Source organism: Deinococcus sp. AJ005 (genome assembly GCF_009017495.1).
In the GTDB taxonomy this organism is placed as follows: domain Bacteria; phylum Deinococcota; class Deinococci; order Deinococcales; family Deinococcaceae; genus Deinococcus.
Genome location: NZ_CP044990.1, coordinates 3103680 through 3128334, shown reverse-complemented (window position 1 = coordinate 3128334; position 24655 = coordinate 3103680). Strand labels below are relative to the sequence as shown.

25 protein-coding genes are annotated in these 24655 nt (G+C 60.6%); 13 read left to right on the top strand and 12 right to left on the bottom strand.

Annotated features, from left to right (window positions below):
- The first annotated feature begins 346 nt into the window (after positions 1-346).
- The 4 genes from DAAJ005_RS17055 (at position 347) to DAAJ005_RS17040 (ending at position 2679) form a co-directional block, all read left to right on the top strand.
- Positions 347-709 (top strand): prepilin-type N-terminal cleavage/methylation domain-containing protein, encoded by a 363-nt coding sequence (locus DAAJ005_RS17055; protein WP_151848645.1) that lies wholly within the window; start codon positions 347-349, stop codon positions 707-709.
- 378 nt (positions 710-1087) lie between these two features.
- Positions 1088-1468, top strand: coding sequence for a prepilin-type N-terminal cleavage/methylation domain-containing protein (locus tag DAAJ005_RS17050; RefSeq protein ID WP_370519738.1), 381 nt, complete (start codon positions 1088-1090; stop codon positions 1466-1468).
- A gap of 81 nt (positions 1469-1549) precedes the next feature.
- On the top strand, positions 1550-1909 hold the full coding sequence (locus tag DAAJ005_RS17045) for a type II secretion system protein (protein ID WP_151848143.1): 360 nt from the start codon (positions 1550-1552) through the stop codon (positions 1907-1909).
- Positions 1910-2103: 194 nt separating this feature from the next.
- The gene (locus DAAJ005_RS17040) at positions 2104-2679 is read left to right on the top strand and encodes a DUF1802 family protein (protein WP_151848142.1); all 576 of its coding nucleotides are present in this window, start codon (positions 2104-2106) and stop codon (positions 2677-2679) included.
- A 44-nt stretch (positions 2680-2723) separates the two neighbouring features.
- On the opposite strand, the gene DAAJ005_RS17035 is transcribed toward DAAJ005_RS17040, so the two are convergent.
- Positions 2724-3185, bottom strand: coding sequence for a hypothetical protein (locus tag DAAJ005_RS17035; protein WP_151848141.1), 462 nt, complete (start codon positions 3183-3185; stop codon positions 2724-2726).
- A 193-nt stretch (positions 3186-3378) separates the two neighbouring features.
- Here DAAJ005_RS17035 and DAAJ005_RS17030 point away from each other — a divergent pair, with 193 nt between their 5' ends.
- From DAAJ005_RS17030 to DAAJ005_RS17010, 5 genes are all read left to right on the top strand, one after another.
- Positions 3379-4140, top strand: a complete 762-nt coding sequence (locus DAAJ005_RS17030; protein WP_151848140.1) for a trans-aconitate 2-methyltransferase — start codon at positions 3379-3381, stop codon at positions 4138-4140.
- Positions 4137-5105: an NAD(P)H-dependent glycerol-3-phosphate dehydrogenase gene (locus tag DAAJ005_RS17025; protein ID WP_151848139.1), complete on the top strand. Its 969-nt coding sequence runs from the start codon at positions 4137-4139 to the stop codon at positions 5103-5105. The genes DAAJ005_RS17030 and DAAJ005_RS17025 overlap by 4 nt, the downstream gene beginning before the upstream one ends.
- A 307-nt stretch (positions 5106-5412) precedes the next feature.
- On the top strand, positions 5413-8421 hold the full coding sequence (locus DAAJ005_RS17020; RefSeq protein ID WP_151848138.1) for an adenosylcobalamin-dependent ribonucleoside-diphosphate reductase: 3009 nt from the start codon (positions 5413-5415) through the stop codon (positions 8419-8421).
- A 39-nt stretch (positions 8422-8460) separates the two neighbouring features.
- Positions 8461-9672, top strand: a complete 1212-nt coding sequence (locus tag DAAJ005_RS17015) for an AAA family ATPase (RefSeq protein WP_151848137.1) — start codon at positions 8461-8463, stop codon at positions 9670-9672.
- A 77-nt stretch (positions 9673-9749) separates the two neighbouring features.
- A complete protein-coding gene (locus tag DAAJ005_RS17010; protein ID WP_151848136.1) occupies positions 9750-10160 on the top strand; it encodes a hypothetical protein in 411 nt (136 codons plus the stop codon).
- A 246-nt stretch (positions 10161-10406) separates the two neighbouring features.
- On the opposite strand, the gene DAAJ005_RS17005 is transcribed toward DAAJ005_RS17010, so the two are convergent.
- On the bottom strand, positions 10407-11165 hold the full coding sequence (locus tag DAAJ005_RS17005; RefSeq protein WP_151848135.1) for a hypothetical protein: 759 nt from the start codon (positions 11163-11165) through the stop codon (positions 10407-10409).
- Between the two features lie 180 nt (positions 11166-11345).
- On the opposite strand from DAAJ005_RS17005, the gene DAAJ005_RS17000 reads away from it, so the two are divergent.
- Positions 11346-11696: a hypothetical protein gene (locus DAAJ005_RS17000; protein ID WP_151848134.1), complete on the top strand. Its 351-nt coding sequence runs from the start codon at positions 11346-11348 to the stop codon at positions 11694-11696.
- Between the two features lie 738 nt (positions 11697-12434).
- Here DAAJ005_RS17000 and rny read toward each other — a convergent pair.
- The 8 genes from rny to DAAJ005_RS16960 all read right to left on the bottom strand — a co-directional run bounded on the left by rny (position 12435) and on the right by DAAJ005_RS16960 (position 19641).
- Positions 12435-14135, bottom strand: a complete 1701-nt coding sequence (gene rny, locus DAAJ005_RS16995; RefSeq protein ID WP_151848133.1) for a ribonuclease Y — start codon at positions 14133-14135, stop codon at positions 12435-12437.
- 244 nt (positions 14136-14379) lie between these two features.
- Positions 14380-15051 carry a dienelactone hydrolase family protein gene (locus DAAJ005_RS16990; protein WP_151848132.1) on the bottom strand — a complete coding sequence of 224 codons (672 nt, stop codon included), beginning with the start codon at positions 15049-15051 and terminating at the stop codon, positions 14380-14382.
- A 140-nt stretch (positions 15052-15191) separates the two neighbouring features.
- Positions 15192-15737, bottom strand: a complete 546-nt coding sequence (locus DAAJ005_RS16985; protein ID WP_151848131.1) for a DUF4384 domain-containing protein — start codon at positions 15735-15737, stop codon at positions 15192-15194.
- Between the two features lie 100 nt (positions 15738-15837).
- A complete protein-coding gene (gene rplI / locus DAAJ005_RS16980; RefSeq protein WP_151848130.1) occupies positions 15838-16284 on the bottom strand; it encodes a 50S ribosomal protein L9 in 447 nt (148 codons plus the stop codon).
- 14 nt (positions 16285-16298) lie between these two features.
- Positions 16299-16568: a 30S ribosomal protein S18 gene (gene rpsR, locus DAAJ005_RS16975; protein ID WP_029477417.1), complete on the bottom strand. Its 270-nt coding sequence runs from the start codon at positions 16566-16568 to the stop codon at positions 16299-16301.
- A 35-nt stretch (positions 16569-16603) separates the two neighbouring features.
- A complete protein-coding gene (locus tag DAAJ005_RS16970; protein WP_151848129.1) occupies positions 16604-17500 on the bottom strand; it encodes a single-stranded DNA-binding protein in 897 nt (298 codons plus the stop codon).
- A gap of 160 nt (positions 17501-17660) precedes the next feature.
- Positions 17661-17969, bottom strand: coding sequence for a 30S ribosomal protein S6 (gene rpsF / locus DAAJ005_RS16965; RefSeq protein ID WP_029482873.1), 309 nt, complete (start codon positions 17967-17969; stop codon positions 17661-17663).
- A gap of 355 nt (positions 17970-18324) precedes the next feature.
- On the bottom strand, positions 18325-19641 hold the full coding sequence (locus DAAJ005_RS16960; protein ID WP_151848128.1) for a S41 family peptidase: 1317 nt from the start codon (positions 19639-19641) through the stop codon (positions 18325-18327).
- 231 nt (positions 19642-19872) lie between these two features.
- Here DAAJ005_RS16960 and ftsE point away from each other — a divergent pair, with 231 nt between their 5' ends.
- From ftsE to DAAJ005_RS16945, 3 genes are read left to right on the top strand one after another with little or no spacing between them, the layout of a single operon-like run.
- Positions 19873-20556 carry a cell division ATP-binding protein FtsE gene (ftsE, locus tag DAAJ005_RS16955; RefSeq protein ID WP_075831275.1) on the top strand — a complete coding sequence of 228 codons (684 nt, stop codon included), beginning with the start codon at positions 19873-19875 and terminating at the stop codon, positions 20554-20556.
- A 10-nt stretch (positions 20557-20566) separates the two neighbouring features.
- The gene (locus DAAJ005_RS16950; RefSeq protein ID WP_151848127.1) at positions 20567-21430 is read left to right on the top strand and encodes an ABC transporter permease; all 864 of its coding nucleotides are present in this window, start codon (positions 20567-20569) and stop codon (positions 21428-21430) included.
- Positions 21430-22965, top strand: coding sequence for a murein hydrolase activator EnvC (locus DAAJ005_RS16945; RefSeq protein WP_226342506.1), 1536 nt, complete (start codon positions 21430-21432; stop codon positions 22963-22965). Before DAAJ005_RS16950 ends, DAAJ005_RS16945 begins: the two co-directional genes overlap by 1 nt.
- 321 nt (positions 22966-23286) lie before the next feature.
- Here the strand turns inward: DAAJ005_RS16945 and DAAJ005_RS16940 are convergent, their stop codons facing one another.
- Both DAAJ005_RS16940 and DAAJ005_RS16935 read right to left on the bottom strand, forming a co-directional pair.
- Entirely contained in the window at positions 23287-24249 is a 963-nt protein-coding gene (locus DAAJ005_RS16940; RefSeq protein ID WP_151848126.1) for a transcriptional regulator, read from the bottom strand.
- Positions 24222-24650 carry a hypothetical protein gene (locus tag DAAJ005_RS16935; RefSeq protein ID WP_151848125.1) on the bottom strand — a complete coding sequence of 143 codons (429 nt, stop codon included), beginning with the start codon at positions 24648-24650 and terminating at the stop codon, positions 24222-24224. The genes DAAJ005_RS16940 and DAAJ005_RS16935 overlap by 28 nt, the downstream gene beginning before the upstream one ends.
- Positions 24651-24655: the final 5 nt, after the last annotated feature.

Below are 24655 nucleotides of genomic sequence, written 5' to 3'. Positions count from 1 at the left end.
ATTCGCCAGACCGGAGTCCGGCTGAACTGAGAAGCAGCATAGCACCCGCACGCCGCCGGGAGACGGTCCGCCCGCTCGCTTCTGACAATTATCATTCCGGGCGTTACAGAAGCGGAAACGCGCGCCTACACGGGCAATACGGTCTGATAGTACCGCTGTCTGAATGGTTGACCTGCCTGCAATTGTGAAAGAATCCTGTAAGAAACCTCTCGCTAATGTGTAACCAGGCAAGGACGGGAGACACCCGCACCTGCCAGCCATAAGTAGGCGGGCCGGACCCATACATACATTATCCGGCAGGCCGAAGCGCACAAGGAGAACCACCATGAAGAACAGCACCCATGGCATGAAGAACAACACCCAGGGCTTTACCCTGATCGAGCTGCTCATCGTCATCGCCATCATCGGGATTCTGGCTGCCGTGTTGATCCCCAACCTGCTGGCCGCGCGTACCAAGGCCAACGAGAGCGCCGCCTCCAGCTTCCTGCGCAACACCATCACTGCTGTGGAAACCAGCCGTGACACCGTGAGCGGCAAGCTGGACACCACCAAGACCGATTGCCTAGTTCTCCAGGGCAAGACTGCTCTGCCCGCTGGCGTCACGAGCTGCCTCGTCACCTACAACACGAGCGACGGTTATACCATCAACGTCACCATGCAGAACGGCACCAAGTTCGACTACAACGGCAAGGAAATCGCAAAGAGCTAATCTGATTAACCTAACAGCTCAAAGTGAAGGAAGGGGCTTGCCTCCTCCTTCTTTTTATTTAACTTCTTAATTTAATTGATTGACTCGAAAGCCGTCTTAATATGTGATTTTGAGTTTTTGTTTCTAAATTTGAAATCAAAAATCTGGTTGTGAATGTTCAAACTATAAAAATATTTTTATAGTTTGAAAATTCATATAGATTCGCTGATACAAATTGATCCTGGTTCATCTACTCTTTAGTAAGAATCCTGTAACCAGCCCCTCGCTAATCTATAGCCAAGCAAGGACGGGAGACACCCGCACCTGCCAGCCATAATTAGGCGGGCCGGACCTATACATACATTATCCGGCAGGCCGAAGCGCACAAGGAGAACCACCATGAAGAACAGCACCCACGGCATGAAGAACAACACCCAGGGCTTTACCCTGATCGAGCTGCTCATCGTCATCGCCATCATCGGGATTCTGGCTGCCGTGTTGATCCCCAACCTGCTGGCCGCGCGTACCAAGGCCAACGAGAGCGCCGCCTCCAGCTTCCTGCGCAACACCATCACCGCTGTGGAAACCAGCCGCGATTCCGTGACCGGCAAGCTGACCGCCGTAACTAATTGCTTGACCCTTCAGGATAAAACCGCATTCCCCGCTGGCGTCGCAAGCTGTGCTGTCACCTACGGAACCGCCGACGACTACACCATCAACGTCACCATGCAGAACGGCACCAAGTTCGACTACGATGGCAAGGAAACCAAGAAGAGCTGATCTTAATCGCTTAACAGTTTAGAGAGAAGGAAGGGGTACGCCTCTTCCTTCTCTTCTTATCAATTTGACCGGGCTAAAAATATGAAAAAAGACGCCGGATTCACAATACTCGAACTTTTGATTGTCCTCGCCGTGGTAGTTATCCTTGCCCTCTTCCTCATTCCAAACTTGGTGGGGGCGCGTGATAAGGCCCATGATACCGCCTCTATTATCTATGGTCGCAATATGCTCACTCATGCCACCGCCTGGTTAGCTGATGAACCCACCCATAAAGTCTCTGATCTACAGACGGCTTGCCTGGACGCTACTTATGTGGCCGAAGGTGCAGAAAGCATATTTCCAGTTTCTGTCTCTGCCTGTGAAGTACAAAAATTGGGCGCAGATGCTTACGGTATCAAAGTCACTTCTCGCACAGGTAACGAGTTTCAATTTCGAAATTAGACAGCTCGTGCCTATATAAACGGGCCGCTCCTTAACTGGAAGTGGCCCGCTTTCATTACTTTGCTGCTTCGCCACGCCCCAGCCCACGCGCAAGCTGGGGTGGATTGGGAAGGTGAGCCACTGTTCAGGTTGGTTGCCCGCTTCCCTCTCGATCCAGGGACGTTCTGCAACCCCACCCGCGTTACCCTCTCCCCATGACCCGCCCCCACAATCCCCCGTCCCAGCCGCTCAGCGCCCTCAAGGAATGGGACGCCCAGTGCCAGCTCCTGACCACGGGCCGCCTGTCGGTGCTGCTCCGCAAGGGCGGCATCATGGAAACGCACGACGGCTTTGAAGTCGAACACCGCCAGTTTCTGCTGTATCCCACCTTTCTGCACCAGAATGCCGCCGAGTTGCAGCCCGATTATCAGCCTTTGCTTCGCCCGGACCCTGCCCCTGGTCAGATCGTCCTGCCCGCGCTGGCCGAGGTGGTGGCCGTGCAGAAGGTGGAGTCGCTGGCGGCAGCCCTCCGTCTGGAACCCTTGCAAGCGCTGAACGCTGGGGCCATCGAACGGCGGTTCCATTACCGGGGTCGCCCCTGGATTCACGCCCTGTTGCTGCGGGTGCGTCCGCTGAGTGCGCCGCTGACATTGACGGAAACGCCGGACCTGCTGGGCTGTGTCAGTTGGGTGCCGCTGGGCGACGTGCAGGTGGAAACGGGCGAGGCAGTGGTGGCCGAGGATGAATTGCAGGCGCGGCGAGAAGAACTGGAGCGTTTGCTGAGGGCATGAAAAAAGGGAGGCGCGTGGCCTCCCCGTTTCGTCGCTTCATTTGCTTATTGAGCGTCCAGATCGTAGTTGTTCAGCACGGTGGTCTGTACGTTGCCATCGGAGCTGACGAGATTCCAGCCCTTTTTGGTTCCCGCGAAGAACTGGTTGTCGTTCTGGGCCAGCGCCAGCCGCTTGCCATTGTCCTTGCTCAGTACGGTGTCGCCCGCGTCGTAACGGTTGTTGTTGTTGGCGTCGCGGAACACGATCACGCGGTAGGTACCGTAGGGCACGTTGCTGGGCAGGTCCAGCGCAAAACCGCCGGTCAGGAACTTGTCGATGACTTGACTCTCAGTGCCGTCGGCGGTGTACTTGCCGTCGTTGAAGCCCACCAGCGCCAGTCCCAGATTCTGGTTGGCTGCGAAACCGCGAATCTGTCCGGTCACGTCCTTCTTGGTGGGGTTGCCCGCCAGGGTGCAGGCGCTGAGGGTGAGGGTGCCGAGGGCGAGGGGAATCAGAAACTTGTTCATGGGTGGACCTCCAGTGGGATGGGATACAGAGTTGATCCCCCTACCGTAGCGGGAAGGGGCAGGTGTGGCTACAGCAAAAGCCTTCCCGCTCAGCTCATGGCCGGCTCACGCAGGGTAGATTTGCGCCGGAAACCTGACGCGGCCTTGATGCAGGGGGGCATCTGGACCGGGGGCCGACTCTATACTTCCCCCCATGCAGCGCCCACCGTTTACCGCCCTCGCCGCCGTGTACGACGCGATCATGGCAGACGTGGAGTACGACCACTGGGCTGATTTCGTGTTGACCTATGCCCGCGACGGGGGGCTGGAACTGGCAGATGCGGCAGCGCTGGACCTCGCCTGCGGCACCGGGGGCTTTACGCGCGAACTGACAGCGGCGGGCCTGCGCGTGACTGGCCTGGACGGTAGCGAGGACATGCTGCGCGAGGCACGGGTGCGGCAGCCGGAGGTGGAGTTCGTGGCAAGTGATCTGCGGACCTTTGCCCTCCCAGGGCGTTTTGACCTGATCACCTGCGTTTTCGACAGCCTGAATAACCTGCTGAGTCTTGAAGACCTGGCAGCGGCCCTGACGCGCGCGCGGGCGCACCTGAAACCCGGCGGCCTGCTGGCCTTTGACGTGAACACCCGGCTGGGCGTGCGCGAGCTGTGGGAGGGCGACGCCATAGAAGGGCTGGCCCCGTTGCCCGGCGGCGGCGAGGTGCATTACCACTGGTCCCACCACCACGACGCCGGAGCCGATCTGGGCGTGGTGCAGGCGTTCTGCCGCATAGAGGAAGGCGGCGATCTGCGCGAGTTCGTCGAAACCCACCGCGAACGTGGCTATGACCCCGCCGATCTGGAGGAACCGCTGCGGGCGGCGGGTTTTGCCCGCTGGGAAATCGTGGAATACCCCGATTACGCCCCGCCCATGCCCGATGTACCGCGCGTGTGGGTCTTTGCCTGGGCTGAGGAATGAGCGCACTCTCGATCCTGGGGGCGGGTGGCTGGGGCACGGCGCTGGCAGTAGGCGCGGCGCGGCGCGGGCAGGACGTGATCCTGTGGGCGCGGCGGCCTGAGCTGGTGGCCGAACTGACGCAGACCCGCATGAATACCGATTATCTGCCTGGCGTGCCACTGCCGGAAGCCCTGCGTTTCACCTCTGACCTTGCAGAAGCGGTGGATGGGGCCGACTTTGCACTGGTGGTGGTGCCCAGCGTGGGCGTGCCGGAATTGCTGGAGGGGTTGCCGCGCAAGCTGGGCGTGGTGCTGTGCGCCAAGGGCCTCGCGCCGGATGGCGGGCAACTCAGCACTCTGGCCCGCCAGATGGGGTTTACGCGTGTGGCTGTGCTGAGCGGTCCCAACCTCGCCTCGGAGATTGGGCGGGGGTTGCCTGCCGCCACGGTGGTGGCCAGTTCGGATCAGGCGTTGGCCCTGGCGGTGCAGTCGGCCCTGATGTCCCCGGCCCTGCGCGTGTACACCAGCAGCGACGAGGTGGGCGTGGAGCTGGGCGGCGTCCTGAAAAACGTGATGGCGCTGGCCGCCGGTCTGGTGGACGGTCTGGAACTGGGCGACAACGCCAAGTCCGCTTTGATCACCCGTGGCCTGCGCGAGATGCGCCGTTACCTCCTGGCCCTGGGCGCGCAGGAGGACACCGTGTACGGTCTGAGCGGGTTGGGCGATCTGTTCGCCACCGCCACCAGCCCCCTCAGCCGCAACCGCTCGGCGGGCGAGGCCATTGCACGCGGTCAGCAGCCCGGCCACGGCGGACAGGTGGTGGAGGGCCTGCGGACGGCGGGCCTGCTGGACGCCTGGGCCACGGCGCACGGCCACGATCTGCCCATCGTGCGTGCGGTAGCGCGGGTGGCGTCGGGTGCGTGGACCCTGGAGACCGGTATCACCAGTCTGATGGAGCGGGACGCCAAGGCTGAGGAGCAGGGCTGAGGCGGTCTGGACTTCTGTTTGGCTCTGCTGAACGGCAGCAATGCGAATAAGGTGTCGTTTCGGCGTCTATTACGGCTGTTTTGATGGTCTCTGTAGAAGGATAAGAAACGCCGTATCTTGTACAACTTCTGGAAGGTGGATACAAGCCCTTGTACCCGCTGGGGGCCAGTGGTACAGTCAGGCCCTAGCCGGACACCGCATACTCATCTGAGTTCTTAGCTCCCTGCAAACTCGCCGCCCCACGGGAAGGTGAGAGTGTCTGCTGCCGTCCATTTCCTGTTCGCCCCCCATTCCAAGGAGTTCCGCCATGACCATTCTCGATGCCCAGCCGCTGACCACTTTCGACGAGAACGCCCAGCACATCGCTAAGCGGCAGTATTTGCAGCCCAGCGACGGCGATATTGGCGGCATGTTCCGGCGGATCGCGAACTGGGTGGCCGGAGCGGAGAAGCCCGAAGCGCGGCTGGCGTGGGCGCAGAAGTATTACGACCTGATGGCGGGCAAGAAGTTCTGCCCCGGCGGGCGCGTGCTGGCAGGGGCCGGAACGCAGCATGGCAACGTCTTGAACTGCTTCGTGCAGGGCGCAACCGAAAACGATCCCGCCTCCTTCGAGGGCGTGATGGAAGTAGCCAAGAAACTGGCGCTGGTGACGAAAGTGGGCGGCGGCAACGGCGTGAATCTGGACGTGTACCGTCCCCGCGCCGAGGGCAGCCGCCCCGATGCGGGTGTGCGTGGCTGGGTCTACATGGCCGCTGCCCATGCTGACGTGACCGACTTTATTCAGGGCTTGATGCGCCCACCCACCCAGCCGGACGGCGACAAGCAGCCAGTGGCCGTTCGCAACTGGACGCGCGTGGTCTACGGTCAGGCGATTGCGCCGGAGCTGGTGGCGCTGGCCCGCGCCAACGGCGTGCAGATCGTGCGTGCGTTGCCCGAGGGCGTGCAGAGCGTCCCCGACGACATGGGCGGTATCGTGGACGCGGCCCGCAAGGTGGCCGAGGACGCCAAGCTGAACCTGGAACCCCGCCTGGATCTGTCCGAGATGCGCGCCGAGGGTGCGCCGATCAAGGGTTCGGGCGGCACCAGCAGCGGCCCGGTCAGCTTTCTGATGGAGATCTTCGACAACTTCCTGGAGTGGGCCAACCGGGGCGCGGAGGATGCGGGGCCGATCAACACGTTGCGCTTCGTGTATGCGCCTGTCTTGCGTGTCGTGCGGCAGGGCGGCACGCGGCGCGGCGCTGGGATGGCCACCATCTCCATCGCGCACGCGGACGTGCTGGATTTCCTGACCGCCAAGGATCTGGACCGCGAGGCATCCGAGGGGGACATCAGCACCTTCAACATCTCCATTCTGATCACGGAGAAGTTCTGGGACACCCTTCAGGCGGGCGGCGTGTGGCCCATGACCGCGCAGGAAGTGCCGGGCAAGTATTACCTCGCGGCGCAGGAGGGCAGCTTTGACGGTCAGTTCCCCGAATTGCCAGACCGCGCCCAGGACGGTGCGCGCGGCGTGCCCGTCTACAGCACAGGCAAAGGCAAGAACGCCCAGAGCGGCATTCCCGCCGCATGGCTGTGGGATCAGATCGCGCAGCATGCGTGGAGTACCGGCGAACCCGGCCTGATCTTCAATGACCGCGTGAACGAATTCAGCGCCCTCAAGAACCTGGGGGAGCGGTACGAGATTCGGAGTACGAATCCCTGCGGCGAGATTCCACTTACCATTGGAGAACCCTGTGATCTGGGCGCAATCAACCTCGCGGCCTACGTAGACAACAGCCGCTTCGATTACGCCACCTTCCGGGCCGATGTCCGTACCTGCGTGCGTTTTCTGGACGACGTGCTGGACGTGAACGTGTTTGCGCTGGAGGACAACCGGGTGGCCAGTCAGGATTTGCGCCGCCTGGGCCTGGGCGTGATGGGTCTGGCCGACGCGCTGATCAAGCTGGGGCTGCGCTACGACAACGAGGCGGGCCGCGAGACGATCATGGAAATCATGTCGGCGCTGCGCGAGGAAGCAGTGGCCGAGAGCGAACGCCTGGGCGAGGAGCGCGGCGTCTACCCGGTCTACACCCGCAACGAGGCCAAGATGCCGCACCCGCCCCGGCGCAACGTGGCGGTGCTGACCGTGGCCCCCACCGGCACCACCTCCATGCTGATGGGCGTTAGCTCCGGCATTGAACCTGTGTTCTCGCCCTTTATCTGGCGCAAGATCGGCAGCGAGTACCGGGCGCTGCTGGCCCCCCTCTTCGTGGAGCTGCTGGAAACCTACCCGGCCCCCGACGGCGTACAGAAGGACGGCGGCTGGGACTGGGACAAGGTCACGGAAGCCGTCAGCGAGAACCACGGCAGCGTAGTGGGCCTGCCCTTTATCCCCGACGCGCTCCAGCAGGTCTTCGTGTGCGCCCACGACATCGCGCCGCAGGATCATGTGCGGATGCAGGGCACCGTGCAGCGGGCCTTTGATGCCGATGGATTCGCGGGCAACAGCCTGTCCAAGACCATCAACCTGCCCAACGACGCCACCGTGCAGGACGTGCAGGACGCCTACAGCGAGGCGTACCGCACCGGCTGCAAGGGCATCACGGTCTACCGCGACGGCTCGCGCCAGTTTCAGGTGCTGAGTACCAGCAAGACCAAAGAAGAGAAGACCGAGGACGCCCCCGCGCAGGCCGCCGCTGAAGTGATGGGCGAGACGGTGTCTGAACAGGATGCCCCTGCACAGCCTGTCGCCGCTCCCGCTGCCCCCGTTGCCAGCAAGCCGCAGCCTTCCGCGCCCGCCAAGCCGCAATATGACCGTCCCGCCCGCCTCTCTGGCATCACCGACATGGTCAAGCTGACCGATCCCACCAGCGGACATCGGCGCTCGTTCCTGGTCACGGTCAACCACCTGAACGGCAAGCCGGTGGAGGTCATGGTCATCAGCGGGCGCGCGGGCGACGAGGCCAACGCAGACAGCGAGGCGCTGGGGCGCGTGGTGTCCATTGCCCTCCAGCACGGCGTTCCGGCCCAGGCGCTGATCAAGACCCTGCGCGGCATCAACGGCGGGCTGTACGGCAGCTACAACGGGCGACTGGTGGGCAGCAAGGCCGACCTGATCGCCGTGGCGCTGGAAACCTTCCAGAAGGACATGGCCGCCGGGCAGATTGCCGTGCAGGAAGCGGCGGGCCTGCCGCCCCTGGCCGGAGGCAGCGGCGTCAGCGTTGAGGGGATGGACGGCGCAACCCGCGAACGCTGCCCCGTCTGCGAGGAGCGGGCCGTGATTCGTGAAGAGGGTTGTTTGAAGTGCCAGGCGTGCGGCTATAGCAAGTGCGGGTAAAGTAGATGAATATTTATATTTCTATTGGTAAAAATATATATGACACATAGTGAAAAATATCAAAAGTTGGCAAAAGTTTTCACGCCCGCATCACCTGTAGAAGATAGAAGTCTATTTGCTGGACGATTGGAGCAACTGGCTTCTTTATGGCAAGTTTTAGATTTAAGGGGCATGCACGGAATCTTGTATGGAGAAAGGGGCGTCGGAAAAACATCTCTAATCAATATTTTAAAAATAATACTTGAGGCATCACAGACGGCGAAGGATTTGATTGTAGCTAAGCATAGCTGTTATTCGCAAGACGACTTTGAAGAAGTGTGGAAAAAGATTTTCCAAGAGATAAAAATTCCCAATCGATTTATGGTGGGCGAGGATAGGAGTCAGAGACCGGCTGCGAGACTAGATGGATATACACGACTTTCTTCCATCATTAAAGATGATTATACATATACGTCGAGAGAGATAGTTCGGACTCTTTCAAACATTAGAGTTGATAAAGTAGTAATCATACTTGATGAGTTTGATAGACTGGATTCTCGGTTCGATAAAAAGCTTTTTGCTGATGTTATTAAAAACGTCTCGGACGCTCACCAAAATATCAAAATAATAATCGTTGGAGTAAGTGACGACGTGAATAGTTTAGTAGGACAGCATGAATCTATCAGAAGAAATCTAAAAGAAGTAAATATGCCTCTGATGCCACCCGCTGAGTTGAGGGAGATTGTGCTTAAAGGCTTAAGCTTGCTAGATTTAAGAATATCTGACGAAAACTTGTCTACAATAGTGGAATTATCTGCTGGATATCCTTATTATACTCATCAAATTTGCTACCATGCTTGTTATATGGCGATTGGAAGCGACAAAATCTTTTTAGACGATGCCGCTATAAAATATTCAATTGGGCAAACTATTCAAGACAGCAAGGAAACTATTCGGCACACTTTTCAGGGTGCGACGATGGCGAACCAGAAGAATTTCTTCAAAGAGGTGTTGTACGCTTGTGCTATTTGTAACACTGATGAACATGGATATTTTCAGGCGAGTGACTTAGAACGTATACTCTCCAGAATTTTAGGCAGACAAGCGAAAGTCCAGCAATTTGCACGCCATTTAACTAAGCTGTCTTCTCCTGAACGCGGTAACGTTCTAATCTGCTATGGTAATAGTCGGAAAAAACGATACAAGTTTACTGACCCGCTTATGCGTGCATATATTCAAATGATTGCATATACCCAGGGCGTAGCTCCCTGATGGATATATTCCTTGACTTAATTAAGGAGCCACTATTTAACTTGTGGAATGATTATATTGTTAAAATATTTCACAATTTGGCCTTCCTTCAAACTTATTCGATTGTTTTAACGGTATTCATATTTATTGTTTTTTACTTTAGAAAAGATTTAATACAAGCAATTATAAATAATTATTTAAAGAAGGTAGATGCAAAAATACCAACATCTGTAGGGTTAGTAAAGTTCGAAATAACGCAGATTTTGAATGAGAGTCTGTATTTTACCGATGAGGTTTTAAAGTCTATAGAGGATGCAAAAGATTATTTGACCAACAGCGAACTTCTTGATCCTGCTATGAAAAGGAATATGATTATAGTACAAAATATTCAAGAGTATCTTCAACGTCATCTTAAGCACTCAGGAGAAGATATGGCCGGTAGAGCTATTTATATCTTGCCAGAGGATGATAAGGGAGAGATTACTAGGCTGGTTCAGCAGATACATTAGCTCTCTAACCTTATTTCGAGTATTTAAATAGCGAGACGCCTTTAGTGATGGTTAATCTACTGCGCTGAATTAGTTATTTTCTTCTTGTTTTACCCTGAAGTATTGAACATCTTTTTTAGGCTCCAGCTTCCGCCCCTGCCCACGGTGTTCTTGAAACTGGGCGGGCGGGGGCGATTTTATGGATGCCAACTGCCGCCAGTTCCCACGCCTCAGCCTGTCAAAAGCAGGCGCATTCTCTTCCCCGCATCATGGCACGGTGATCGTCACGCTTTTGCTTCCGCTGCTGCCCACGGTGTTCTTGAACCCGAAGGTCAGCAGGTTGCTGGTCTTGCCGTCCACCGTGGAAATGACCTGGGCGACTTTGTTCTTGCCCAGGTTGTTCGTGCCGCTGCCCCCGATCACCCGCCAGCCCAGCGTGACCTTGTTGGCACCTTTCTTCAGGAACGGGCGCAGGTTCACATCGCCGTCGCCCAGGATGTAGGCGTAGTATTTCCCGTCCACGGCAATCGTCCACTCGAAGGGGCCAAAAGCGTTACTGTAACCGAGTTTCACCGTGTACAGGTTCTTGTCGCAGGCCAGATTGTTCGGGGGTGGGGCCGCGAACTTGACCGCCACCTGCCGCTGGTTGGGATAGTTCTTCGGGTCAAACTGAAACAGGGTGGTGGCCCGGCTGCCGTACAGCATCTTCAGGGTCACCGGAACGCCGTACATGCGGCCCGCATCCGAGAGTTGCTTGGGCGTCCAGTCCACTTGAATCCGGTTCTGGTCCGTGACACTGGCGCTCACGTTCTTGCTCGCAGCCTGATACGGCTTGCCCAGATCGATAGCCTTGCTGTTCAGCTTGACGGTCAGGGGGGTCCGGTCCCGGCCTGACCCCACCTGCAACACGTAGGACGGTTTCCCGCACGCGCTGGGGCTGGCGGGTGTCTCCACCTGCGCGGACGCGACTCCGGCACACAGCGGGGCCAGCAGCAGAACGCGGAAAACAGTGGTGAATTGAGTCATGCCCCACCATAAGCACCGCAGATGAGATGGGCGACACAACAGCCTGACTGTCCCCAGTCCTGACTCTAGGCTGGCCTGCGGTTGTCTTGAGGCTGGGAGGGGCGTCGGGATGGAGGCACCCTGGTTCTTCTTTCTTCCCAGTTGCATTTTTAATTCTGCCGCAATCGGCTACCCTGAGCCATGAACCTCGACGACTACCGCCGTCCCACGCCCACCCGCCTGCGCCTGTACTTCTCGCTGCTGCTGATGCTGGTGCTGACCGCCATCGTCGGGAAAAAGCGCGAAGGCGATCTGGGCACGGTGGAAACCCTGAAACGCAGCTCGTTTGCGCGGATCATGTTTATGGATATCGGCGCACTCAGCACGCTGGGGGCACTGTATCTGGCCCTGAACGGCAAATCGCGGGTGCGTATCCCGGCGGCAGTGGCCTCGCTGGCGGTGGGCAGCTTCTCCCTGCTCCCCGCCTTGGCCTACGAGGACTGGAAGGCCATGCAGAACGCGAAAGGCGAAAAGCAGGGGCCGAAACGCTAAAACTTCTGATGCTGACGGTCCAAATGGGCAGATAATAAAAAAGCCGCCCTTCGCGGACGGTGATAAGAGAAATATAGCGTGGAATGCGGCGGATGTCAAATCTATGCACTGGATCTGGAATTGCCGCACTGGGACAGCCTAAATCGGAATGCTCTTTTGCCGGAGCTGCATAGGCTAAAGCCCAGCAAATTATCCTGCCCGCTTTTTTCTCCCGTGGGGCAGGGAAGAGCAATCATTGACGAATCCAGCCACTCAACGGGTAGAAATGAAAAATCCGCCCTCTTGGACGGTGATAAGACAAATATAGCGCGGAATGCGCGGATTGTCAAACTTATGCACTGGGCCTGGAATTTCTGCGCTGGGAGGGCGTAATGCTCACCGTTGGCTGGCTGCTCTTGCATACCCTGAGCCGAAGTCGGTTGCCCTTCCCTTCCCCTCTCCACCTGTGGGTGACTCGTAGAGCTGCGAAGCAGAGGGTGGAGCCGCGCAGCGGCGGGGGGTGAGGGGGCAGTTCAGCAGCGAATCCGCCTCCACCCCGCTACCCCAAAACAAAAAGCCCGCCCTCTCGGACGGTGATAAGAAAAATATAGCGCGAAATGCGGGCACTGTCAACTTTATGCGCCGGGTCTGGAATTCCTGTGCCAGAGCGTGCTTTTTCGCCTTGTATCCAACCCGAAATTGCATAAAGCGAGGGCGGCCCGCTTTCGCCTGACCGCCCCCATTCTTTCCCACGCTACGTTAGTGCGCCACTTCCACCGCGCGGCTTTCGCGGACCACCGTGACTTGCACCTGCCCCGGATATTCCATGTCCTGCTCCACGCGCCCGGCGATCTCGCGGGCCAGCAGGATGGCCTGCGCGTCCGTGACCTTCTCGGGTTGCACGATCACGCGGACCTCGCGCCCGGCCTGGATGGCGTAGGCCTGCTGCACGCCAGGGAACGACACCGCGATCTGCTCCAGTTGCTCCAGACGGCGCACGTAGGATTCCAGCTCCTCGCGCCGCGCACCGGGCCGGGCCGCACTGATGGCGTCGGCGGCGGCCACGAGCACGCTGTACAGCGTCTCGCCGTTTTCCGGGTCATGGTGGTGGGCAATCGCGTCGATGACCTCGTGCGCCTCGCCAAAGCGCTTGGCAAGATTGATCCCGATCTCGACGTGTGTGCCGTCGATCTCGCGGTCAATGCTCTTGCCCACGTCGTGCATCAGGCCAGCGCGGCGGGCCAGCCCCGCGTCCAGCCCCAGTTCGTCGGCCATGATGCCGGTCAGGTGCGCCACCTGAATGCTGTGTTTCAGGACGTTCTGGCCGTAGCTGGTGCGGAAGTACATGCGCCCCAGCAGTTGCGTCAGCCCCGGCTTGATGCCCATCACGCCCGCCTCGATGGCCGCCTCCTCACCCTGCGCGTGGATAAAGGTCTTCATCTCATCCTGCGCCTTATGCACCATTTCCTCGATGCGGGTGGGGTGAATGCGCCCGTCGGCCACCAGAGCGTCCAGCACATGCTTGGCCACCTCGCGCCGCACCGGGTTGAAGCTGGAGAGAATCACCGCTTCCGGGGTGTCGTCGATGATCAGGTCCACGCCCGTCAGCGCCTCGAAGGCCCGGATGTTGCGGCCTTCGCGCCCGATCAGGCGGCCCTTCATGGCGTCGTTGGGAATGGGAACCACCGACACGCTCAGCGCAGCGCTTGTTTCCGATGCGCTGCGCTGGATGGCTTGGGCGATCACATGGCGGGCGTGCCGCTTGGCCTCCGCGACTGTGCGCTCCTGCATGGCTTTAACGCGAATAGACTTTTCTTCTTCCAGCTCGTTGTCCAGCCGTCCCATGATCTCGTCGCGCGCGGCCTGTGGCGAGAGGTTGGCGACCTCATACAGCTTGAGGTCCACCGCCCGACCCCGTTCGCTCAGATCGGCCTCGTGTTCGGCCAGGATGCGCGAGCGTTCCTCCACCCGTTCTTCCAGCGAATCGAGTTTGTCGCCGCGCGCGTCGAGTTGCTCGGCCCGGCGGTTGAGGCGTTCAATCTCGCGTTTCAGCTCCTCGCGCTCGGCCCGCGTTTCCTTGCGGTCTGCGCTCAGGGCCTCGCGGTCACGCGTGACGTCCGCTTTGGCCGCCGTGCGTTCGGCCTCGGCCTGCGTGCGTAACTTGGCGATGGCCTCGCGCTCTGCGCCGAACTGTGCGCCCAGCGCCGTGACCTGGGCTTCGCGCTCCCCAGCTTCCTGAATCCTTCTTGTGGCGTCCTGTCTGGCCTGGTCGGCCTGCTCCCGCGTTAAGCGTGCCTCGGCTTCCGCCGCCGCGCGAATGCGCTCTGCCTCTGCGCGGGCCTCCCGTTGCAGGCGGTCATCGACTGCGGCCCGCTCCCGCAAGCCCCGCGACTGCCCCCCGAGAAACCCTCCGACCAATCCGATCAGGAGCGCCACGATCAACCAGACAATCGTTGGCATATCGCTCCTTGTGGTTCTGTTTCAAGGCACTCTTGACCGTTCACACGGTCCGTCCTGCCCCGCAAAAAAGTGAGAAAAGACGAACGCCGCTCTTGATTCGGACGTTCGCCTCGCAGTCTAGCCCCAAACATGAAGTTTGAAAGCGCTGCCGTTTCCAGAGGGACGATTCACCTGGAAATGCTCTGGGTTGTGGGTGCGTGTCAGGAGGGCGCTACGGGATGAGGTGCGGGGTTACTGTGGGGGCTTATTTCAGGGTGTTGCCAAAGTAGTTCAGCATTTCTCGCCTGCCGTCGCGGCTGGCATAGGTGTCAGTGATCTTGCTGTCTGCAAGCAGGAAGCCGTGCGGCGCACCCTGATAGACCGTCAGCTTGAAGTTCTTGCCCGCCGCGTCCAGTTTCTGCGCGTAGCTGTAAATGCTGGAAATCGAGCTGGCGACATCTTTGGTCCCGTGCAGGATCAGCATGGGGGCGGTCAGGTCCCCAATAAAGTCGGCTGGAGGTTTGGGCTGCGTGGCCGTGCCACCCGAATCGGGGAAGCCGCACCACGCCACGCCCGACTTAAACTGTTTCATCTGCGGCAGCAGCAGCATGGTGTAGCGCCCGCCCGCACAGAAGCCCGTCAGGCCCACGGCATTCATGTTGACGTCCTTGCGGGCCGCCAGCGTCTTCAGGCCGTCTTCCACCAGTGCCCTCACCACATCATCACTGGGCTGCTTGTCGAAGGTCTGCCAGCCCAGTGCCAGCGTCACGTACCCTGCCCCGGCCATCTCGTCCACTAGATCCTTATAGCCCTGTTCCAGCCCGTTGAAGGAGTGCAGCAGGATCACGGCGGCCTTGTGCGCAGCGCTGGCGGGGGCAGCCAGATAGCTCTTGTACGCCTTGCCGTCGCTGGTCACTTCCAGATCAGCGCCTTTCACTGCCTGTCCTAGCGTGAGAGAGGAAAGGGCAAGAGCCGAAAGGGTCAGCACTTTAGTCAATATGGGTGAATCCTCCAATGTCCACTTTAACGGGACAGTGGAGAGTGTGGGGTGGGGAGGACTGTCAGACGAAGGAATCTTCAGGGAGTGGACGCTGGGCTGGTGACCTCGTACTGGATGACCTTTGAGATCCCTGAGAAAACCAGTTTCAGTTTTGCCCGCAGTGAGCTGAGTGTGTCAAACCCCTGGCCCACTACGTTGGCAAATTGGGCCTGTGAATTGTCGTATCGACTGAGACCTTCGCCTTCCAGATCCAGAGGTTTCTGTGTGGCATAAGCCAGGAGCGTGTTGGTTCCCATTGGTCCAGCAGCGACAAAAATATACTTGGCGTCGGGCGGTGGAAAGTTCAGCGTTGCGCCGGGCGTCAGCGTGGGCTGACCCTCTGGCAGCCGATTGGGGTAAACCTGATTGACGCTGCCATCCGGGTTCTGGTTGAACAGCGCCACATTCCACGTTCCTGAGCCGCCCATCAAGCTGACCGTGAAGGTGATGTCCTGCCCTGCCTGGGGTGTGGCTGGATTGACCGAAACATTCAGCACGGGTTCGCTGACAGGCTGAGGGCCGGGGCTTTCGCCGCAAGCTGCAAGGGTCAGCGTCACCAGAGCCAGAGTCGGCAGTTTTCGCATGACGCCAATGTAGAGCAATCCTTTTGTGTTATGAAACGAAAAAACCCCCACCACAGCGGGCGGGGGCCTTTCTAAACTCAGTTCAGATCGGGACTTGAACTCAGCTTTCCTTCTGCGCGTGGACCACCAGTTTCATGGGGATCGTCACTTCGGGATGGGCGCGGTAAGCGATGTCGTACTCGCCAATTTCCTTGACGGTCTTGGGCATCTCCAGCTTGCGCTTGTCGATGTCGAAGCCGAGCTGGTCCAGCGCGCCCGCCACATCGGCGTGGGTCACGGCGCCGTAGATCTTGCCTTCACCCGCACGGACGCTCATTTCGATGGCGACTCCGTTCAGGCGGCTGGCGAGGTCCTCGGCGGTGGCTTTTTCCTGGGCCTGAATCTTCTGGCGCGCGCGGATGCGGGCTTCCAGACTCTTCATGTTGGCGGCGGTGGCGCTGGTGGCGATGCCCTGCGGAATCAGCCAGTTGCGGGCGTACCCGTTCTTGACTTCCACAATGTCGCCGGTTTTGCCCAGCTTGCCGGGTTCCATCAGAATGACTTGCATATTGGCAGCCCTCCTTACTTCCGAACCAATTTCTCGGTGTAGGGCAGCAGTGCGAGCTGACGCGCGACCTTGATGGTCTGCGAAATGCGGCGCTGGTGCTTGGCCGAGAGGCCGGTGCGGCGGCGGGGCAAGATCTTGCCGGTGTCAGAGACAAAACGGCGCAGCATCTTCACGTCTTTGTAATCGGTAATTTCAAGTTCCCCGATGGAGAAGGGGTCAACCTTGGGCTTGCGGGGACGTTTCGGCCCCTTGCCACGTGGTTTGCGGTCGCTGGATTGCGTCATGGGTTCCTTGTGCCTGCACGGTTCCTACAAATAGTTCAGAACGGCAGGTCTTCTTCTTCCGGTGGGAAATCGTCGAGACCTTGGTCTATATCTAAGCCGCCCGAACGGTTCCCCGTGTTCGCCGCCTGATTCTGGCTCTGGCCGTAACCGTTGCCCTGGGGGCGCGCCGCACTGCTCGCGGTCTGCGTGCGAGGTCCGGCGGGGGTGGCAGCAGAAGCACCGGCTCCTGCGCCTCGGGACAGAGCTTCGACTCGCGTCGCCTCTACTTTGGTGGAGTTGCGTTTGTTGCCGTCCTTGTCGGTCCAACTTTCGTTGACCAGACGGCCCTTGACCATCACGGGGTCACCCTTCCGCAGCTCTTTCATGGCCTCGGCCATTTCGCGCCACAAGGTTACGTCGATCCAGTGGGTCTTTTCCTGCTTGTTCCCCTGACGGTCATTCCACGTCTCGTTCACGGCCAGGCCGATCCCAAGCACAGCGTCTCCGGCGGGGGTGTAGCGCAGTTCGGGGTCGCGGACGACATTACCGATCAGTGCCACTTCGTTCATCCCGTTGCCCATGCGAACGCCGCCTCCGGCGTCCTGGATCAGTTCGGGCTGGGCGTCCAGACCTTCCATGCGGAGGGCCTTGACTTTCACTGCGCTGCGTTTGCCGCCTTCCGGGGCGTCCCAGGAGCTGTAATCCAGGGTTCCCTCAACCATCACGGCGTCGCCGCCCTTCAGGTTGCGCTCGGCCTGCCATTCGGCGGGCTTGCCCAGAATAGAAACGCGGTGGTACCACGGCAGGTTCCGCTCACGTCCGTCGGTACCGACGATCCGGTCTTCTCCGGCCACAGTGGCCTCGAAAACGGCAGTTCCGTTGGGGGTGTAACGCAGTTCGGGGTCGCGGGCGAGTGCGCCCACTAAATACACATGGTTCATGCCTCGGGCCATAACAGTGTTCTCCTTGGTGGCTGGCTGGGCGCGCAGTGGCGTCCGTACTGGGGGCTTTAACGTTGCTGGCGGGTGTGGCCCTGTGCGGGTCAACTCAAGAATAACTGAACTCTATGATTACGTCAATAGCATATTTACATTGGCGCGGTCAAAGGGTAGCTTAAGCCTTCTTGGTCTTCCATTCCGGGCGGTCTTTGACCACCAGGACGCGGCGCACGTGGTCGCGCAGACGCAGGGTGCTGGCGATGTCCTTCTCGGGGTTGCCACCGGCCTTGATGGTGTACATCAGGTAATAGCCCTCGCGGTCCTTCTCGATGGCATAAGCCAGGCGGCGGTTGCCCACGTCGTCAAGGTTGCTCATCTCGGCCCCGCTGTTCTTCAACGTGGTTTCGATGTACTCCTTCTCGATTTGCACCTGCTCGGCGCTGAGGTTGGGGTTCAGGATCAGGTTCAGGTCGTACTGGTTCATAATTCACCTCTCTTCACGCCGAATCCGGGCAAGGTCTGGCCTCGCCGCACAGCGCAACTCACCACATTATCAGAGCGGGGTGGGGAGTGCTAGAGGGATGGAAAAAAAATCTCTTTGTAGCTCTGGGGTGGTTTCCACAGTTTAACCCCTTCCTCCCTTCGGGGGATCTCCCCTTAGAAGGAAAGCAAGAGGTGTGGAATTGCTCGTCCAACAGCGTCCCTCTGGCTCCCTTTCGAGGGGAGCTGGCTGCAAAGTAGGCTGGTTGGTACAGCTCCGCAGGAGAGGGTTTTCCCTTTCTCCAACCCCAAAAAAAGCCCCTCCACCCAGCCGGGGGAGAGGCTCCGCTTGCCTAACTTTACTTCAGAACTTCCAGCGCCTTTCTCAGGATGGCGTCGTTCTGCACGTCCACCACGGCCTCGCCCTGGGTGGCGCTCTTGCTGGGGCGCTTGGCCTCGCCGGTATAGGTGAATTTGCCGTCCTTGTCGGCGGTCACGGTCACGGGCTTGCCTGCCACGGTCAGCGTGATCTTGTCTCCGGCCTTGATGCCGCTGCCCGAGAAGTTCAGCGGGGCGGTGTAGCGGGTGTCCTTGACCACGATGTCGGGGGTGATGCCCTTCTTGTGGATCTGGCGGCCCTTGGGGGTTAGCCACTCGTTGGCGACGATGGCGATCTTGCCGCCGTCGGGCAGGCTGACCGGAATCTGCGCCACGCCCTTGCCGAAGGTCTGCTCGCCGATGATCTGGGCGCGGTTCTCGTCCTGGAGCGCGCCGGAGACGACTTCGCTGGCCGAGGCGCTGTTCTTGTTGACCAGCACCACCAGTTTGCCGGTGTAATCGGTCTTCTGGTTGCTGGCCTTGCCGAACACCTCGGTCTTCTTATTGCGGTCCCGCAGGCTGACAATCGGCCCGCTCTGGAGGAACTGATCGGCCACGTCCACCCCGGCGTTCAGCAACCCGCCCCCGTTGTCACGCAGGTCCAGAATCAGCTTGGTCACGTTCTTCTTTTTCATGTCGGCCACGGCGGCGCGGAACTGCTGGCTGACCTTCTCGTTGTAGAAGGTATTCAGGGCGATATAGCCGATGTTGCCGGGCAGGATGGTTTCTTCCACGTCCACGATGGTGACGGGCTGGCGTTCCATCTTGACGGTGTAGGGTTTGCCGTTGCGGGCGAAGGTGATGGTGACGGTGGTGCCCTGCTTGCCGCGCACCAGCCGCACGAGGTCGTTCAGTTTGCTGGTGATCACCTCGGTATCGTCCACCTTGACGAACACGTCGCCGATCTGCACGCCCGCGCCGATCGCCGCCCCGGTCTTGAACACGTTGTCGATCTTGCCGCCGGTGCCGTCCGCGTTGGCAGCGATCAGTTGCACGCCGATGCCGTAAAAATTGCCCGCCAGATTTTCCTGATCGATGGCGTTGTCCTCGGGCTGGCTGTAGTAGGTAAATTCATCGTTGAGGCTGCCGACCGCGCCGTTGATCGCGCCGCGCAGCAACTTGTCGTCGTCGATGGGGTACAGGTAGTACTGCTTGAGATTCCCGATGACGTTCAGCAGCGTCTTGCCCTCTAAAGTGCTGGTCAGATTGGCCTGCGAGTACCCGCCGAGCTGGGCGTAGGCGACGGCGGCGGTGGCCGCGAGGGCCGCCCCGACGATGGTCAGGCGTTTGACATTCACCGGATCAGAATAGTGCGCCCACATGACGGCTTATTGAAATGCAGGTGACAGGCGCAACTTAGAAAAAACTCAGGGGATGGGGTGGACTGGGGGTTGATCGGGCTATCTCCCCACGATTCTGAGAGCCGCCCTGAGCCGATCTTCATGGTCTGGGCTATGCTGGGCAGTGACGATGAGCAGCCACTTTCCTTCCCCTCTTGACCCTATAGGTGACCACATCAGAGCGGCGGCGTGATCCAGTTTCACAGCGTCACCCTGTCCTATCCCATCACCGGCACCCTGGCACTGGACGATGTGAGCCTCCAGATCGGCAAGGGGGAATTCGCGTATCTGGTGGGACATTCGGGGGCGGGCAAGAGCAGTTTCATGAATCTGGTCCTCAAGCGGGCGCTGCCCACACGCGGCGAGGTCATGGTGGCGGGCATGTCGCTCAAGCATTACCGGGGACGCCGCACCGCCCTGCTGCGCCGCCGCATGGGCACGGTGTTTCAGGACAACCTGCTGCTCTCTCACCTGAATGCCTACGACAATGTGGCCTTCGCCCTGCGCGTCACCGGCGTGCATCAGCGCGAATGGCCCAGTCGGGTCACGGCGGCGCTGCGGACGGTGGGCCTGGAACACAAGAAATACGCGCTGCCGGTGCAACTCTCGCAGGGCGAGCAGCAGCGGGTGGCGATTGCGCGTGCCATCGTGAGCGATCCGCCACTACTGCTGGCCGATGAACCCACCGGAAATCTGGACCCCGAGAACAGCCGTGAAGTGCTGAAGGTGCTGCAAAACGTCAACCTGCGCGGCACCACCGTCATCGTGGCCACCCACGCCCGCGATCTGGTGGAAAGCTACCGCCACCGCACCCTGACGCTACGGAAGGGCAAGCTGGTACGGGACGATCCGTACGGCGGGTACGCGCTGTGAGCGGACGGCCATGACCTATCACTTGCGTCAGGCGCTGCTGGCCATGCGCGGCAATTTCACGGCCACGCTGGCGACGCTGGTGACCATGACCCTGACCCTGCTGATGCTGGGCTTCGTGCTGCTGCTGACCCTGAACGTGGACCGCACGCTGGAGCAACTGGAATCGCAGGTGGAGGTGGCCGCCTTCCTGACCCCGGACGCGGACGACGCCGCGCTGCTCTCACAGGTCAGGGCGCTGCCGCAGGTGCGCGAGGCCCGGCTGGTCACCAGCACGCAGGTGCTGGAGGAAATGAGCCAGATTTCGCCGTCCACCCGCGACGCGGCGGGGCTGGTGGGCAACCCCTTTCCCGACACCCTGCGGATGAAGGTCAGCCGGGTAGAGGACTCGCGCACGCTGGCGAATACCGTTTCTACCCTGAGCGGCGTGGACGGCGTGGAGTACGGGGCGGGCTACGTGGACCCCACCGTCAAGACCCTGACCGCCGTGCGTGGTGCAGGCTACGTGCTGGTGGGGCTGCTGCTGCTGGGCACGCTCTTTAACATCCTGAACGCCGTGCGGGTGGCGATGTACGCCCGCCGCGACGAGATCAGCGTGATGCGGCTGCTGGGGGCCACCCGCGCCTTTATCCGCATGCCGCACGTCATCGAGGGTCTGATCGTGGGCGTGCTGGCCGCCGCGCTGGCGTTGGCCCTGCTGACCCCCGCCTACCTGGGGCTGGCCGGGCGCGTGCGTGAGCTGGCCCCGGTGTTTCCGGTGGTCACCGACTGGAACACCCTGCTGCCGGTGCTGGGCGGCGTGGCGGCGCTGGGCATCCTGATTGGCCTGCTGGGCAGCATCTTCGCCAGCCGCCGCTACTTGCAGGAGCTGGAGTAGTGGCCGGAGGACCGGTCACTGGAGGTCTGCGGCGCGCGGGTCTGCTCGCCGTTCTGAGCGTTGCCCTGCTGGGACAGGGTGTGGGGGCGCAGACCACCTCCCAGAAGTTGCAGCAGCTTCAGCAGGAGTTGCAGCAGCAAAAGCAGCTCAGCACGGCGCAGGCGGGCGAGCTGAACCGTATCCGCAAGAGCATCCAGAACCTCAGTGCGCAGCAGAAGGAGGCGCTGGACCGGCTGGACGCGCTGGCAGCCCAGGTTTCGGACCTGGAAAACCAGCTCGCGGTCCTGAACACCCGCACCGCACTGGCCGAGGGGCAACTGGCCGACACGACCTCCCAACTGGGCGTGACCACCGCCCGCGTCGAGCGCCTGAAGGGGGACGTGCGCGAGATCCTGAGTCTCCAGTACCGCAGCCGCAGCAACGATTACCTGGGGCTGCTGTCCCAGTCGCGCAGCCTCTCGGACCTGCTGATCCGCCTGCGCTACGCCAATATGGCCGGGCAGTACAACAACCGCATCATCCAGAACCTCAAGGGTGAGGTGGCGACCCTGGACGAGCAGCGGGCGCAGCAGGCCCAGCAGACCCAGACCCTCAAGGACATCGGGGCGCAGCGCAATGCCGCCCTGGGCCGCCTGAAGGTGCGCAGAGGCGAGCAGAACACCCTGCTGGCGGGGCTGCGCGACAGCGAGCAGGGCCAGCGTGCCCTGGCCACCCAGCGGCAGGCCGAGCGTGCCCTGACCGCCCGCACCATCGACGGGCTGATCACCCAGGTCACGGCAGAGAAAGTGCGGATCGAGGCCGAGCGCCAGCGCCGCTTGGAGGAGGAACGCAAACGCCGCGAGGCCGAGGCCCTGCGGATTCGCGTGGCCCAGGAGCGCGCCCGCCAGGAGGCCATCCGGCTGGCGGCGATCCGCGCCGAGCAGGAGCGCATTGCCAGGGAGCAGGCGGCCCAGCGCGCCCGCGAGGCCGCCGAACGTGCCCGTCAGGTGGCTCAGCAGCAGGCCGAGGCCCAGGCCCGCGCGCAGGCCGCCCGCGAAGCCCAGCAGCAGGCCGTGCGTGAGCAGCAGCAGCGCGCCCGCGAGCAACAGCTTCAGCGTGAGCGGGACGCTTTGCAGCAGCGCAGTCAGCAGGTCCAGGCCGCCCAGGACCGCGTGGCGCAGGAACTCTCGCCGCTGCCCGCCGTCAGTGGCCCGCTGGGCTTTCCGCTGCCGGGCGGGCGGGTCAGCGCTCCCTACGGAACAGGTGGCTCTCCCTGGGTGGTCCTTGCCGCATCAGATGGTTCGCAAGCGGTGGCCGCGCGGGAGGGCAACGTGCTGGCGGTGACGTATTACGCCTCGCTGGGCTGGGTGGTGCTGGTGGACCATTCCAGTGCCATCAGCGCTTATTTTGGCCTGTCTGAGCCGCTGGTCAGCGTGGGGAGCCGCGTCTCTCTCGGCACGCCGCTGGGCACGGTGGGTGGCTCGCAGATTATCGGCCCGCAGCGCATGGCGTTTCAGTACCGTTTAGGCGGCGCGTCGGTGAATCCGGGGTTTTAGGGCGGGAAGGCTGCGGGGGTTTCAGGTTGAGGTGTCATTCAGGCAGCCCCACCCCCCAGCCCCCTACCCCAGGGGGCTGGGGGAACTAACGTTGCACTGGGCACGAGTTTACGGGCGTTATGGGGGGAGTTGTCGGCAGCGTTCCTGCTCGGGCGCTTGGCTGCGTGCGGCCCGTCCGCATCGCGCCCGACGGCCTTTAGTTGCCTCCTCGTTGGCGTCTATGGAATTGCAAAGTGTGGCGTTTACAGCTCCCTACAACCCGCACCACGCAGGGCTGGGAATGGCATAGCTCCAACGTAGAAGCAACGTACAGGGGATTTGCTACTTGATCACGTAGGGGCGCTCACCCTCGCGGAATTCGTACCACAGGCGCATCAGCAGGTCCTGCTCGTTGTTGCCGAATTTGTGGCCGAACAGGTTGACGCCGCCCTTGTAGCGCGCGTCGTCCTTGACGCCCACCCGTACCTGAATCTGGGGCTGGTCGCCCAGTTTGAGCTGCTTGATGGACGTGTCGCCCACCTGCTTGCCGTCGATGAAGGTGCCCTCATGGTTGATCTTGAAACGCTTCAGGAGGCCGTGCTGGGTGTGGTTGATCGGCCACCACAGGGGGGTATGGCGGCCTCGCACGCCGCCGAAATCCGCCGGGCTGGTCCAGGTGCCGATCTCAGTGTCGTTGACCCAGACCGTGATGTCCGAGGGCCAGTCGAGATCGTGTTCGGGGGCCTCGGAACACAGTTCCACCGACAGTTCCAGCTCACTGGCCTCCGCGCCGTGCGGCAGGTTGTTGGGAAAGTCGTAGCCCAGCGTGCCGTGCCGGAACCAGATGATCTGGGCGAACACATGCTCCGGCTCGAAGAATGAGCGGGGGTCGTCCACCATCCCAATCAGTTTGGATTCGGTGGCCAGACCACAGGTCGAAGTCACATCCGAACGGCGGTAATTGCCGATGGGCATGGAGATTTCCACCACGTTGGACTGGGCACTGACCGCCGCACCGGGCAGCTTGATCAGGATTTCCTCGTAGCGTTTGCTGATCAGCTTCTGCCGCCCGCGTGTGCCGGGCATGTACTGCACTTCCAGCAGCCCGGCCTGCTCCAGCAGCTTGAGGTTGAAATTGACCGTTGAGTGCGGCAGTCCCATCGCGGCGGTCAGTTCGCTGACGTTCATGGGGCTGTGCGACAGCAGGCTGAGCATCGACAGGCGTGTCTCGCTGTTGACGGCGTGGACCACCAGTAGCGCCCGCTCTCCTTCGGCGATCAGGGTCCGGTTTCCGGCAATGGGCATCTTGCTCCTTTTGTCTCTCCAAATGATTCCCGTTGATTTGAGGCGATACCCACCAAAACTACAAGTTTAATGGTGGGATTGCAAGCCAGGGTCTGAATGACACTGGTGGGCAGGCTGTTCTTCAAGGTAAGCGACTTGTCAGACGATAAATATTCAATCTCAAATGGGTTGAAACGCTGGAAATCATCCCCTCTCCAGACGGGCGAGATTCGCTTTAGGTCAAAAAAAGTTGACATCATGAGTCCGTATTGGTAGTTTTGTCTGGCACACTCCCCTCGAATACAGCACAGTTCCTGCACAGCAGCCCCCGCACCGGCGGGGCAGACCGCGATGCACCTTTCCCTCATCAGGGGGCCGAACATATCTTCATCGACATGACGGTGCCCGATTTCGAGATCCACTCCCC

Coding starts and splice junctions, on each gene's coding strand:
- DAAJ005_RS17055 (WP_151848645.1), top strand. CDS start 347: ATGAAGAACAACACCCAGGGCTTTACCCTGATCGAGCTGCTCATCGTC.
- DAAJ005_RS17050 (WP_370519738.1), top strand. CDS start 1,088: ATGAAGAACAGCACCCACGGCATGAAGAACAACACCCAGGGCTTTACC.
- DAAJ005_RS17045 (WP_151848143.1), top strand. CDS start 1,550: ATGAAAAAAGACGCCGGATTCACAATACTCGAACTTTTGATTGTCCTC.
- DAAJ005_RS17040 (WP_151848142.1), top strand. CDS start 2,104: ATGACCCGCCCCCACAATCCCCCGTCCCAGCCGCTCAGCGCCCTCAAG.
- DAAJ005_RS17035 (WP_151848141.1), bottom strand. CDS start 3,185: ATGAACAAGTTTCTGATTCCCCTCGCCCTCGGCACCCTCACCCTCAGC.
- DAAJ005_RS17030 (WP_151848140.1), top strand. CDS start 3,379: ATGCAGCGCCCACCGTTTACCGCCCTCGCCGCCGTGTACGACGCGATC.
- DAAJ005_RS17025 (WP_151848139.1), top strand. CDS start 4,137: ATGAGCGCACTCTCGATCCTGGGGGCGGGTGGCTGGGGCACGGCGCTG.
- DAAJ005_RS17020 (WP_151848138.1), top strand. CDS start 5,413: ATGACCATTCTCGATGCCCAGCCGCTGACCACTTTCGACGAGAACGCC.
- DAAJ005_RS17015 (WP_151848137.1), top strand. CDS start 8,461: ATGACACATAGTGAAAAATATCAAAAGTTGGCAAAAGTTTTCACGCCC.
- DAAJ005_RS17005 (WP_151848135.1), bottom strand. CDS start 11,165: ATGACTCAATTCACCACTGTTTTCCGCGTTCTGCTGCTGGCCCCGCTG.
- DAAJ005_RS17000 (WP_151848134.1), top strand. CDS start 11,346: ATGAACCTCGACGACTACCGCCGTCCCACGCCCACCCGCCTGCGCCTG.
- rny (WP_151848133.1), bottom strand. CDS start 14,135: ATGCCAACGATTGTCTGGTTGATCGTGGCGCTCCTGATCGGATTGGTC.
- DAAJ005_RS16985 (WP_151848131.1), bottom strand. CDS start 15,737: ATGCGAAAACTGCCGACTCTGGCTCTGGTGACGCTGACCCTTGCAGCT.
- rplI (WP_151848130.1), bottom strand. CDS start 16,284: ATGCAAGTCATTCTGATGGAACCCGGCAAGCTGGGCAAAACCGGCGAC.
- rpsR (WP_029477417.1), bottom strand. CDS start 16,568: ATGACGCAATCCAGCGACCGCAAACCACGTGGCAAGGGGCCGAAACGT.
- DAAJ005_RS16970 (WP_151848129.1), bottom strand. CDS start 17,500: ATGGCCCGAGGCATGAACCATGTGTATTTAGTGGGCGCACTCGCCCGC.
- rpsF (WP_029482873.1), bottom strand. CDS start 17,969: ATGAACCAGTACGACCTGAACCTGATCCTGAACCCCAACCTCAGCGCC.
- DAAJ005_RS16950 (WP_151848127.1), top strand. CDS start 20,567: ATGACCTATCACTTGCGTCAGGCGCTGCTGGCCATGCGCGGCAATTTC.
- DAAJ005_RS16940 (WP_151848126.1), bottom strand. CDS start 24,249: ATGCCCATTGCCGGAAACCGGACCCTGATCGCCGAAGGAGAGCGGGCG.